The 12,615-nt window shown below is 43.9% G+C and carries 10 protein-coding genes; 4 read left to right on the plus strand and 6 right to left on the minus strand.

Annotated elements, in window-relative coordinates:
- Nucleotides 1-412 precede the first annotated feature (412 nt).
- Both F6J99_RS32030 and F6J99_RS32035 read right to left on the minus strand, forming a co-directional pair.
- The gene (locus F6J99_RS32030; RefSeq protein WP_293119049.1) at nucleotides 413-778 is read right to left on the minus strand and encodes a hypothetical protein; all 366 of its coding nucleotides are present in this window, start codon (nucleotides 776-778) and stop codon (nucleotides 413-415) included.
- A 235-nt stretch (nucleotides 779-1,013) separates the two neighbouring features.
- A complete protein-coding gene (locus F6J99_RS32035; protein ID WP_293119051.1) occupies nucleotides 1,014-1,187 on the minus strand; it encodes a hypothetical protein in 174 nt (57 codons plus the stop codon).
- Between F6J99_RS32035 and F6J99_RS32040 the strand changes: the two genes are divergently transcribed.
- Nucleotides 1,172-1,297 carry a hypothetical protein gene (locus tag F6J99_RS32040; protein ID WP_293119052.1) on the plus strand — a complete coding sequence of 42 codons (126 nt, stop codon included), beginning with the start codon at nucleotides 1,172-1,174 and terminating at the stop codon, nucleotides 1,295-1,297. The two genes, F6J99_RS32035 and F6J99_RS32040, sit on opposite strands and share 16 nt — an antisense overlap.
- Here F6J99_RS32040 and F6J99_RS32045 read toward each other — a convergent pair.
- The gene (locus F6J99_RS32045; protein ID WP_293119054.1) at nucleotides 1,264-2,523 is read right to left on the minus strand and encodes a glycosyltransferase family 1 protein; all 1,260 of its coding nucleotides are present in this window, start codon (nucleotides 2,521-2,523) and stop codon (nucleotides 1,264-1,266) included. The genes F6J99_RS32040 and F6J99_RS32045 overlap by 34 nt on opposite strands.
- Nucleotides 2,524-2,719: 196 nt before the next feature.
- Between F6J99_RS32045 and F6J99_RS32050 the strand changes: the two genes are divergently transcribed.
- Complete coding sequence (locus F6J99_RS32050; protein WP_293119056.1) at nucleotides 2,720-2,857, plus strand: hypothetical protein; 138 nt, start codon at nucleotides 2,720-2,722, stop codon at nucleotides 2,855-2,857.
- Here F6J99_RS32050 and F6J99_RS32055 read toward each other — a convergent pair.
- The 3 genes from F6J99_RS32055 to upp all read right to left on the minus strand — a co-directional run bounded on the left by F6J99_RS32055 (nucleotide 2,832) and on the right by upp (nucleotide 9,177).
- Nucleotides 2,832-5,402, minus strand: coding sequence for a CHAT domain-containing protein (locus tag F6J99_RS32055; protein WP_293119058.1), 2,571 nt, complete (start codon nucleotides 5,400-5,402; stop codon nucleotides 2,832-2,834). The genes F6J99_RS32050 and F6J99_RS32055 overlap by 26 nt on opposite strands.
- A gap of 370 nt (nucleotides 5,403-5,772) precedes the next feature.
- On the minus strand, nucleotides 5,773-8,262 hold the full coding sequence (locus tag F6J99_RS32060; RefSeq protein ID WP_293119060.1) for a filamentous hemagglutinin N-terminal domain-containing protein: 2,490 nt from the start codon (nucleotides 8,260-8,262) through the stop codon (nucleotides 5,773-5,775).
- Between the two features lie 279 nt (nucleotides 8,263-8,541).
- Nucleotides 8,542-9,177, minus strand: a complete 636-nt coding sequence (upp, locus tag F6J99_RS32065) for a uracil phosphoribosyltransferase (RefSeq protein WP_293119062.1) — start codon at nucleotides 9,175-9,177, stop codon at nucleotides 8,542-8,544.
- Between the two features lie 437 nt (nucleotides 9,178-9,614).
- On the opposite strand from upp, the gene F6J99_RS32070 reads away from it, so the two are divergent.
- Both F6J99_RS32070 and F6J99_RS32075 read left to right on the plus strand, forming a co-directional pair.
- Nucleotides 9,615-11,330 (plus strand): VWA domain-containing protein, encoded by a 1,716-nt coding sequence (locus tag F6J99_RS32070; protein ID WP_293119064.1) that lies wholly within the window; start codon nucleotides 9,615-9,617, stop codon nucleotides 11,328-11,330.
- Between the two features lie 597 nt (nucleotides 11,331-11,927).
- Complete coding sequence (locus F6J99_RS32075) at nucleotides 11,928-12,587, plus strand: transposase (protein WP_293119066.1); 660 nt, start codon at nucleotides 11,928-11,930, stop codon at nucleotides 12,585-12,587.
- Nucleotides 12,588-12,615 lie beyond the last annotated feature (28 nt).

A 12,615-nucleotide genomic window follows, 5' to 3' on the forward strand; every position in this document is an offset into this window, starting at 1 on the left:
GGTTCCCCCCATGAGCGACTGCCGTGGTTTCCCCCATGAGCGACTGCATCAAGACAAGGCGAGCCTGTCTTACGGTAACTTCTAACCATGAGCGACTGCCGTGGTTTCCCCCACTCGCGCTTTGCATGGCTGACAGGGTAATTATCCTGACATGATATAAGCATTCAGCCCTTGGCCGTAGGCCACGCTACTTGAGGTGCTGTCAGCCATTAGCTGATAGCTGATAGCTGATATAGCAATTATACGACTTGTGAGGTACACAATTTCTAGATTTTAGGGAACAGGGAACAGCGGATCACCGGAACAGGGAAGAGATAAGAGGGAATAGCGATAGGCTGCATTAAAACAGGGAATCAACTTCAAAGAATACTGTACCTCATGAGTCCTAGAAACGCTATAGCTTAGATTACTCTTAAGGATTTCCAGTGAAACAAGCAAATTTATGACGTAGAGTTTCACTGGTCTGAGGTGATGTCTGGGAAACAAAGATTTCTAAATACTCTTCCAACTTGGCGATTTCGTTTTTATAGGTATCAATATCATTGTCACTCAGCCAGCTAAAGTTTTTGGCTATAACTAGATCAGCTTTATCTATCAACAGGTTAAGGATTTGGTCAGCTTCAGCTAGTTCGAGGATCTCAGCCATACGGTTGCTGTCTGACACAGACAAAGTTGGACGCGCTGCCAGTTGGCAATACTCCAGCAATAGTTCCAATCGGCTTAGATTTGATTGGGTTGGGCTTTCTGTTGATATCGTGTACCTAGAAAATTTGTTCATGTCACACCACTTGTTACTTTGATTGGGCTTCAGTCTTGATTGGGCTTCACTACATTAGTGAGATTTTTTATGTAATTAGGACACGAATCGAAAGGATTTCACAAAAGCTTTATATCTAAGAGGTTTTTTTAAAGCAACCATGAAGGTTGATCAGGTTGAAGGTTGATCAGGTTGAAGGTTGAATGTTGATCAGGTTGAAGGTTGAATGTTGATCAGGTTGAAGGTTGAATGTTGATCAGGTTGAAGGTTGAATGTTGATCAGGTTGAAGGTTGAACGCGATTGCGTGGCCATTCGCGTAGCGTGGCCATTCGCGTAGCGTGGCCATTCGCGTAGCGTGGCCAAAGGCCAAGGCCAAGGCCAAGGCCAAGGTTTAAGAGGTTGAACGCGATTGCGTGGCCTTTTGGCCAAGGTTTAATAACCAGTTAACCTGTAACCAGTTCACCTGTTCCCTGTTCCCTGTTCCCTGTTCCCTATTCCCTGTTCCCTATTCCCTATTCCCTGTTCCCTTTGCGATATGACTGAGAATCTCTACCGTAGCTTGCCCAGTTTTTTGCCAACTAAATTCACTGGCTCTAGCAAGACCTGATTGGCGAAGATGCGATCGCATTTGAGCATCGGTTGCTACTGCTGCCATGGCTGCTGTGATTTCCTCAGGGTTGTAAGGATTGATTAATATAGCGGCATCTCCAGCTACTTCGGGTAAGGAGGAGAGATTGGCTGTAATTACAGGAGTACCGCAAGCCATTGCCTCTAATACAGGGATACCGAAGCCTTCCCAAAGACTGGGGAATACAAATGCGATCGCATGTCTAATCATGGTCGGTAACTGGTGCTGAGGAACATATCCCAGGAATTTGACCTGACTGGATATATCCAGTTGCTCGGCTTGGGCTTCCAGCAATGGTGTGTAGCGTTTATCCGTTGCGCCAGCAATCCAGAGTTGGTAGTCCTGGCAATTGGGTAGAGCAGCGAAAGCCTCAATCAGCCGATGGAGGTTTTTGTGGGGGTCTGGGCGTCCGATGTAGAGAAAATAGGGACAATTTTCCCGGTTTTCCCCATCTTTTTCCCCATCTACTGTATCCAGATAATTAGGACTTACGAAATTTAGTTGGTTTTGCCCCCCTGCCCCCCAATTCTGGGGGGTAATGATGTCAAAGTCCCCCAGAATTGGGGGATTTAGGGGGCACTTGCGTAAGTCCTGATAATAATATTGATTGGCATCGTAAGCCAGTAAGACCGGGGTGATTTTTGCGGCTGGAATCTTGAAGAAGTCAGTAAGGTCTCTAGCAGTAGCCCTAGAGTTACAGATGATGTGTTCTGCTTGAGCAAGAACTTGGGGGATATAGTAGCGTTGGTAGGTAGTTAAGGGTGAGAAACCCTGGGGAAACCGTAACCCAATCAAATCATGAACCATTACCACATAGCGGCAATTGGTGAAGAGGGGAGCTTCTGGAACAGGAGAAAACAAAAGATCCGTTCGCAATTTTTTATAAATTCGCGGCAGTTGAAACTGAGTCCACAACAGACGACGAAAATGTCCTTTCGTGCCTTGTTCAGGGCTTAAATTCCCTGGAATTGGGTAGCAAGTGTAGGGAGTAGCACTACAGAAACGGCTAGACGCAGTGGAAGAAATTAGTAAGGTAGGGTCGAGAGCTTTTAAATAAGGAAAAAGATTAGCGGCATAGTTAGCAATACCCGTAGGTTGGGAAAATAGAATCGAGAGATTGACCAACAACTGGCTCATAAAAAATTAAGAATTAAGAATTAAGAATTAAGAATTAAGAATTAAGCATGAGCTATTTGGAATAGCTATAAAAGGCAAAAGGCAAAAGGCAAAAGGCAAAAGGCAAAAGGCAATACTAAAGATAATTTTAAGGTAATCATACTCAAAAAAAAATGTACCTTGATAAATGCGATCAACGCTATAACTTTGGTTAAATATGCTAATAAACTTAACGTTTATCAACCCCTTTCTGTTCCCTATTCCCTATTCCCTGTTCCCTGTTCCCTATTCCCTGTTACCTACTCCCTACTCCCTACTCCCTATTCCCTTCACAACCAATTACCGACCAGAATAAAAGGTGCCCAAAACAGAGGTTCGTTAAACTTGGTATCCCCAATTAAATCTAGTTGGGCTTTCCTGACCGCTTCTGCTTTGGTGATTTCTGGCTGTTTTAGGTATTCGTAAAACTTGTTCATGAATATAGCAGTGGAATCATCACGCACTTTCCACAATGTCCCTAAGGTAGAACGCGCTCCCGATTTAATCGCAAAACCCGCTAACCCTAACATCGCTTGATCGTCCCCTTTAGCAGTTTGACAAGCACTCAGAACGAGTAAATCAATTTGGTCTTCTCCCAACAATTCTTGACTACGCAGCAGTTGTTCGAATTCTTTGACATTAATTTTATTTTCCCAGGTTAGTATAAAAGTCTCGTCAGCTTTGGAGCTAAATTGACCATGAGTAGCTAAGTGTATCACATTAGAGGTTTTAGTGGTTATTTCCTTAGACACTCTTTTGCTAGTGAAGTCTTGATTGAGCATGACTGAGTCTGGGTTCAACCTTTTAGCAATTTGCTCAATTTCCTGCTTCACCCCTGGTAAAGATTTAAAGCCTTGACGAGCTTCACTCAATCCCCCAGCAATGATACTAAATTTATCTTTTCGTAACGGTTGTGGATCTAGCAGTTGCAACCCTAGAGACACGGAAATATTGTATTTTTCCACTAGATACTGCTCTCCATCGTGTAAGGCTGCCATCGGCAATTTACGTAATTTGCCATCCAGGATAAACACCAGGGTTTTGGTATCCGTTAAAATTTGCTCTTGTTCCGCAGGTCGGATGAGCCAGTCATAAACTTTTTGGAGGTGGGGTAAGCGTTGGTTTTGCTTAAAGACAGGATGGAGAAAGCTCAAAAATCTGGTCAGGGTTTGATCCACCTCTGCTGCAGACACAGACGTAGAATAATAGCCAATGGGTTTACCGGGGGCGGAGACAATCACAGCTAAACGTTCTGGCAAAATAATCGGGTAAATTACCGTTGCTGACCTGTCAATCTGATCAATTTGGGCAACATTAGCATCTAAACAAGCTTGCCGGAAAAAGTTATCCAATTCTGCTAATTGTAAATCCTCAATGACCTGGCGTGCTTTTTTTAGATACTCTTGACTAGGATTACCGTCTAGCAACAATTCTACCATTTCTCGGTATACTGGTTCAACGCTTTTTCGGAAGGAAAACTGGATATCTGGATTAATGGAAACCAAATCACCACGCAAGCTTTTTAAGTCTTTAACCGCTTCAGTATAGGCCGCGATCGCTTCGATTGATTTTCCCTGTTTTTTGTGCAATTTACCTAATTGCCAAGCCGCTTGGGAACTAATTTCCGTGGCGTTAATTTGTTGGGCAATAATTAAGGATTTTTGGGTAAGCTTGATAGCATCAGCTAACTGACCATTGCTACTATAAAGTTTACCCCAGTGATAGAGGGCATAGGCTTCAGCTTGGGCATCCTTGAGTTTGCGGGCAGATTTCACCGCTTGCACAAGGATTTGATTGACTTGTTGGAGCGTCAAGGATTTACCTTGGTTACCCATTTGTTGCCAACTAGCGGCTAAGTTTACTGCCCCATAAATGGAGGAGCGACTGGGCTGTAACTGGCTCAGTTGTTGGTAAATTCGCGGAGCGATAGCATTAGCATTTTGCCACTGTTCTAATTGGACATAGAGGCGTAGTTGGTTGAGCCGAGTTTTAACTTTTTCTTCTGGATTATTACTCGCAATTTCTGCCCGTTTAAAGTAATCTAATGCTGCTAAATTATCGCCAGCATCAAGGGCTGTATTGCCTAAACTCAACAGGATAATGCCTAATTGGTTAGTGGCTTCCAGACCCTGAGCCATAGATAAGCTTTGTTCGAGTACCTCTCTACTAGCGTTTACATCCCCCAACACTTCTAAAGCGATCCCTAAACTTCTGAGCATTGCTACTTTAACGGCAGACTCTTCTGTAGTTGCTAATTGTTGATTAATCTCTTCTAGGATATCTTTTGCACGATTATAAAATCCTAAGCTTTGCAGGGCTTCAGCCTGGTTAATTTTGCTAATCAAAGCACCAGTTTTATCTCCCGCTTGATCATAATACTTTTGTGCCAGTTTAAATGTTTCTAGGGCAGATTTGTTTTGTCCAGTGTGGAAAAGCAGTCTGGCTTTGGTATTAATAATTTGTGCCCACAACAGAGGATTGTTACTGGTAGCTGATTCGACTAAATTAAGGCTGGATTCAATAGCGGTTTGGGCAAGGTTCCACTGACTGAGGTGTTGGTAAGCCAAGGATAGATAATTCAAACTCAAGGCTTGATGGAGAGAGTCACCGCGAGTTGCGTAATCTTGGGCTGCTTGTTCCCAGATTTCCGCTGCTTTAGCAAATTGTCCCCTGTTGAAATAGGCTCTGCCTTGGTTAAGTTTACTACGTTGACTGGTAGCCTGAGGAGTTTGGGCTTGCAAGGTCGGAGCAATACTAACTTCGGGGTGTTCAGGGGATGCGATCGCTAAACTAGGAGTAGCTGTCAGTGCTAGCAATAAACTGGGTAATCCGACAGTAACTAAATTTAAGATGGTTTTCATGATTGTCTTGGTAAGATATTAATGGTTAAAGTAGGGTGGGCAAAGTAATCGCTCTCATTAATACTGATTGGAACCAAACTGTTTTTGCCCACCTTAGCAGTAATCAGCTAAAGTAGGGTGGGCAAAATACTCTAATCATTAATATTGATTGGAACCAAACTATTTTTGCCCACCTTAGCAGTAATCAGTAATTTATAAACTCTTGGATTAATGGTTAAAGTAGGGTGGGCAAAATAATTTCATCATTAATACTCATTTGAACCAAACTGTCTTTGCCCACCTTAGCAGTAATCAGTTAAAGTAGGGTGGGCAAAATAATCGCTCTCATTAATATTGATTGGAACCAAACTGTTTTTGCCCACCCTACAATCTAATCTTCTTTAATAGCACAAGTTGCTCGTAGGAAATCGAGCGCCTGGATTGAGTTGACAACAGCCACTAATTCCACATTACCTTGCTCATTAATAATCCAAGCATTAGCTTCCACTATTGGTGCTTTGGTATTAGTTTCTGGTTTACTATCAAATGCTTCGGGTATGGCCCGCACTATGGATAGATCTGGTATATCCCGCACATCCGATAAAATTTGCCCACCGGGCACCATAGCACTGGGGTCTTGGGGGATGCCACCCCGTCCGGTGATATAAAAACTACTGGTAGCAGTCCAACGGCAACTTTTAGCGATTTCTTGAGTGCGATCGCGCAGTTCTGTCGGTAGTTGAATTAAGCCATTAGCGGGATCGGCGTCAGGATTGTTAATGGTGATCACCCCATCTACCCCAAACTGAGAACTAGCGGTAATGGCACTATCAGGAAATACAAATAAGCCTTGGGTAGTAATGGCAATATCTCCACCATTGCCTAGATTAGCATTGGCTTGGATCAAGCTGCCTTCCATCAGAGTCACTAAATCCGAGTTAATGGTAATGTTGCCACCATCGCCATTGTTATCAGCTTCCGCAGTGATGGTGCTGCCATTACGCAACAGTAAACCGTTTGTGATATCCAGGGTAATATCGCCTCCTTGCCCAGAGAAGGTGGAGGCGGTGATACTAGCGCCATAATTGAGGTTGATGGTATCAGCGTCGATAAATAACATTCCCCCATTACCCGATCCGAGATTTCTGATCCTAATTTGGGCATCTTGGGTATCTGGATCTCCTGAGATAGTTAACTTGGAAGTGTTAATCCTGATTTGGCCAGCATTGCCACTGGGGATGGGATCTGCTCCAAATAATCTTTGGACAAAAACACTAGGACGTGGTACATTACTCGAAATCTGAGTCGTGGTAAAAGGATTTGCCAGAGTATCGAGTAAGGTTACGGACTCCGAAGCATTGATAGTAACAGTACCAGCATTACCGGAACCACCGGCAGAAGCACCAATTACTCCACCATCCTTGAGCAGCAATCTTGTTGTATTTACCACCACACTACCCCCATTACCTTCACCAAAAGAGGCAGCACTAACTATGCTCTCGTCGTTGACACCTGGAATTAAACCCACTATCTCAATGGATTCCGTAGCATTGAGGCTAATATTACCCCCATCACCTTTACCGGCAGTAAACGTGAAAATGTTTGCTATAGCTAATCTCAGTTGATTGGTGGAGATGGTCAGGTCTCCTGCTGTTGCTTCGCTGAAGGTCAAAGAATTTACATTACTAGTCAAAGCACTCTGATTATCAGGGCTAAAACCAATCAAATCCACCGATTCAGAAGCAACGATGTTGATATTCCCTGGGGCACCTTCCCCAAAGGTGTTGATCAATACCTGTGCTCCCCCTTGGACTGTTAAATTTTTGGTAATAATTTCTAGATCTCCCCCGTCACCACTGGATATGGAGAGGTTAGCCACAAAGGTATTGATACTGCCGTTGGCGTCATTATCTCCAATAGTTACCGTTTCGGTACCATGAAGTATGGTATTTCCTGCCCTCTGAGAACCTTCATTCTGAGTCAGTACGATTGAGTTATCTCCTACGGTAATGGTTGCTCCCCTCAATCGGATCGAGCCAGCCGTTTCGCCACTGGTATCGAGCAGGGCGTTTTCGGTCAGTTGAATATCCCCTAAGTTTGACAGTTGACTCAAGTCCATATCCCAGCCGGATCCTACCGGTGTTAATGGCACCATCGCCCTAGAATTGTTGCTACCTACTGCGGCGATTTCGATTTGTCCCCCTTCTGCCGAGAGCAAACCACCCCTGAGGCTAATCTCTCCTCCTAGCAAGGCTAAAGTATTCCCCGGTTCAACCTGTAATTGGGATTCTAGATTACTGCGATCGAAAGGAGCGAAACTGCTGCCATTGAGGGTATGTCCTGGACCATTTACTGTAATATTTCCCGGATTTGTTCCCATCTGTAAACCAGGGGTAATATTAATCGTTAATAACGGCGCTTGGTTTGGTTCAGTAGCACTAAATTCAATCCCATCTCCAAATACTACACTCTCGGCAGTAGTAGCGAAAAATGAACCACCTATAGCCACCGAAGCATTTTCTCCAAAGATAATCCCAGCGGGATTAATCAGAAATAAATTAGCGTTACCATTAGCACGAATCAAGCCGTCAATGTTAGAAATATTCCCTCCGGTGACACGGCTAAATATATTGACAATATCCGCAGCATTGTTAAAAAAGGCTGACCCGTTGCTGGGTACAGAAAATTCCGAGAAGCTATGAAATAGATGATCTGAAGTACGTACCCCAGATTCAATTAAGAAATTCACCCCATCATCACTAGTCACGGTAGTGGATAAGGTGCCATCACTGCTGATTTGGGCGGTGGCGATGTTGGGGATGAGGACACTAGAGACTAAAAGATGGCCGAGTAAATACCATCGCTGAATAGTTTGATTCATCAACTTGACCCTGGTGGCTGATGTAATTTTGCTTTGAGTGGGATATGGTTATTTTTCCCATCAGCGATGGTTAAACTTACAAATCGTCAGCTGACAGCTGTCAGCCGTGAGCTAAAAGCTAAAGTAGGGTGGGCAAAGTAATTTAATCATTAATACTCATTTGAACCAAACTGTCTTTGCCCACCCTACAATCTAATCTTCTGTCGCTCTTGCCTCTTGCCTCTTGCCTCTTGCCTCTTGCCTTTTGCCTTTTGCCCTTGCCCGTAGCCCTATATTAAATTACTTCGTACCATACAAGCGATCGCCTGCATCCCCAAGTCCTGGAACAATATAGCCATGGTGATCTAAATCTTGATCAATAGCCGCCGTATAAATCACTACATCTGGATGCTGCTGTTGGAAATAGTCAAGCCCTTGCTGTGCTGCTAATAAGCACAGAAACTTAATGGACTTCGGGCTAACTTCCTTGAGTCGGTCAACAGCAGCAACGGCAGTATTACCTGTAGCTAACATCGGATCAACCACCAACACATCTCGCTGAGTCATATCATCGGGGAGTTTGAAATAATATTCGATGGGCACAAAGGTATGGGGGTCACGATACAAACCGATATGACCGACACGAGAGGATGGGATTAGTTCTAGAATACCATCTAACAGACCCTGTCCAGCTCGCATAATCGAGACAATCACCATCTTCTTTTCTGAAGCCAGCATCGGAGCTAGCATCGGCCCAATTGGTGTATTGATTGGTTCATCCTTCAGGGGCAAATCCCGTGTTACCTCGTATGCCAACAATAACCCAACTTCTTTAAGGAGTTTACGAAATTTGGCTGTACTCGTTCCAGCCTGACGCATCAGGCTTAACTTATGCTGCACAAGGGGATGGTAAATTACTTTGACATTATTGATCATTATAGCGGTTTTCAATTGGGTGAGGTACAGAGTCTTGGGTTTTAGGGAACAGGGAACAGGGAACAGGGAACAGGGAACAGGGAACAGGGAAAAAATCCTGTGTACCTGATTAGGCTATAAACCGCTATAGTAATTGGTCATTAGTGATTGGTGCCTACCTATTTGACTTTAACAGAAAGTGACACTATTTCAAAAATAAACGGTTGCGTGGCTAATTTGTATATGGCTAATTTGTATATAAAGTGTGATTAGCGCATTAATTATCACAACATCAATAATAAGATAGCATTTACAAATATATCATGAAAACAAATGCTGATTTATGATAAAACCCAAAAATCCTAGTATCCCTCTTTACTGCTGTTCCCTATTCCCAAATCCGCTGTTTTCTTTTTTAATCAATCCTCTGTTTACATCTCAAATAAAAATTCGATATTATGAATACTAAATTCTTGAATTATCAGCGCCTAATTCACCTGATTACTGCGTTGGGTATGCTTTTTCTAGGAGCTTGCACTGGAAAACCCAACCGTCTAGCCCAGCAAAGTTTTGAGGTCAAATTCTTAGTCGGTAGCGCCTTAGGGCAATTCTGCGAGCAAGCAGCGGAGCAATTTAACCAACAACAGCCCAAATTAGACAATGGCAAGGGGTTTTATCTCAACTGCGACACTAAAAGTAGTAGCGATGTGGTAACTACTCTGACATCCATGGCGCAACAACTCAAATCCCGTAGCCTTAAGCGTAATGGGCCAGAATTTCCTACCTTAGTTTCCGTGGATGGGGAAATCTATCATCGTCAGTTAATCGATCAGATCAATCAGATTTTTCCAGGGAAAGATTACATTGGAGAAATTACCGATGCACCGTTGTTAGCCCATAGCCCCATGGTATTTATGACATCGGCAGAATTAGCCGATGGATTACGGCAGCAACCGGATTTGTACAAAGCTTTGGTTAATACCAAAACCCACCAGGAACTGGATCCCAATAGCCCTCAATTGCCCATTCACCTTGTCCACACTGCTCCTACTGGCTCCAATTCTGGTTTACAAACCTTAGTGGCTCAATTTGCCAGTGTATCTGACAAACGACCAGAACACTTGACAGTAGCAGATGTGCAGGGTTATCAGACACAGATCCAAGCCATACAAAGTAAAGTGATTCGCTATGGTGTCTCTACCAGGTCCTTGGCAAAGGACATGGTGAAGAATGGTTCATTTTGGGCATCAATTGCTTCAGTGTACGAGTCTTCGGTGATTGCTGCAAATTCCGATCAGCAAGCTGGGCAAAGCCGCTATGAGGCAGTGTATCCCCAGGCCACCTTTACCTCCAATATGCGAGCAATTTTACCCAACGCTCCTTGGGTCAGTAGGCAGGAAAAGGCTGCTGCGCAACAGGTGATTGACTATTTGCGATCGCCCCAAGTCCAAAAAATTGCCACAGAACTTGGTTTAAGGCCAGGTGTACCAGAAGTGCCATTAGGTGCCAAGTTTTCTGCTCAATTCGGTGTTGACTCCAAGGCCAAATACGATTCCCTGGGTTCCCCTCAACCAGAGGTAGTGGCAGCAATGCTCAAGTCCTGGCAGGAATTTGCCAAAAAACCCTCACAAGTGGTGGTGCTGGTAAACTCTTCCGGTTCTATGTCGGAGAATAAATTAGCAGCGGTTAAAAAGACTTTGCGCGCATACATCGACAGTTTAGGACCAAAAGAGCAAATTGCGCTGATTGATTTTGATTCCGAGATTCGTCCACCAGTATTGGTAGATAGCAGCCCTCAAGGACGCGATCGCGCTATGGCGTTTATTGTTAATCTCAACCCTGACGGGGGTAATCGGTTATATGATGCTGCCCTGGAAGCCCGTAACTGGTTACAAAACAATTACCGAGAGCGTGCCATTAATGCTGTAGTGATTTTGACCGATGGCGACGATTCTGATTCTAAGATTCGTCTTGAGCAACTTTATCAAGAACTGGAAAAAAGTGGCTTTTCCAGCGAGAAGCGAATTGCATTTTTCACTATTGGTTACGGTAACGAAGGAGACTTTAATCCTAAAGTACTAGAACAAATTGCTGAATTTAATTGGGGATACTACCGTCAAGGGTATCCATCAACTATTTCTCAATTAATGGCAGATTTAAAACTAGAGTTTTAAAAATATGAACTATTAATTGATAATGAGTCCCTCTAAATTATAGAGCTATCGTTGATCAGCCAATGATTAAACTTAGCTTACCCTTTTATTATCCCATGTCTTTGCTAGTCGGTGGGTAAGCATATGCGCTACGCGCACGCGTGCGCGTTCAGCGGTCAGTGGTCAGCGCTCAGTGGTCAGCGCTCAGCTGATGTCACAGAGATGAAACCAATGCGTACCTGTTTTATTCAAAAGCACCTCAAGTAACGCATTAGCTGGGAGCTCTCAGCTGAATGCTTACGTGACTCCCAAGGCTGAAAGCCCCGTGTTTTTAAACCGGGTCAGAAGTTACCCCAGCGAGCAATCCCTCGCTGGGGCAGCCTTTATGGTTGGTCGGCTATGGGTAAAAGGGTTAAAACTTTGAGGCGCGACCCATGGCGAATTTAATTCGCCTATGGAACGCGCGCCTCCATGATTAAGGCTGCCTTATTTTAAGGTTTCGTCTCCGGGATGAAAGCCAGGTAGCGACTTGAGTCGCCGTGAAAAAGATTCTGTCTTGAGTTGACGATTTTCGCTAAACGTGTTAGCGTAAGAATATACAGAAAAGGTCGAGTTCTGATGATAATCTTAGAGTTTAAAGCACAAGGCAAAAATACCCAGTATCAAGCTATATACGAAGCTATTCGGACAGTTAAATTTATCCGTAATAGTTGCCTTCGTTTATGGATGGACAATAAAGGGACAGGGAAGTACGACCTTAGTAAATATTGCAAAATACTAGCTAAAGAGTTCCCGTTTGCCAATGAGTTAAACTCTACGGCTCGACAAGCTGCGGCTGAAAGAGCTTGGTCATCAATTTCTCGCTTCTTTGAGAACTGTAAAAAGAAAGTACCTGGGAAGAAAGGCTATCCCCGTTTTCAAAAGCACTGTAGATCAGTTGAATATAAGCAGTCAGGATGGAAATTATCCCCTGATAAAAAATCAATAACTTTCAGTGATAAAAAGGGGATTGGGAGGCTGAAGCTCAAGGGTACCTGGGACTTGTGGCGCTTGGACAAGAAGCTGATTAAGCGAGTCCGCATTGTCAAAAGAGCAGATGGGTACTATGTTCAGTTTTGCATTTCTGTTGAGGTAAACGAACAGCTAACCCCAAGTCACTCGACAATCGGATTAGACGTAGGACTAAAAGAGTTCTACACGTGCGGCTTGTTCCAAGTAGGAATCTTCGGGAAAAAGCCAGGAGCCAAAAGCTTCAAGGAACAACACGAAGGGGTATGACTTGGGTGACTCGCGGGGAACACCCCAA

The sequence above is a fragment of the Moorena sp. SIO4G3 genome, from assembly GCF_010692305.1.
GTDB lineage: Bacteria > Cyanobacteriota > Cyanobacteriia > Cyanobacteriales > Coleofasciculaceae > Moorena > Moorena producens_A.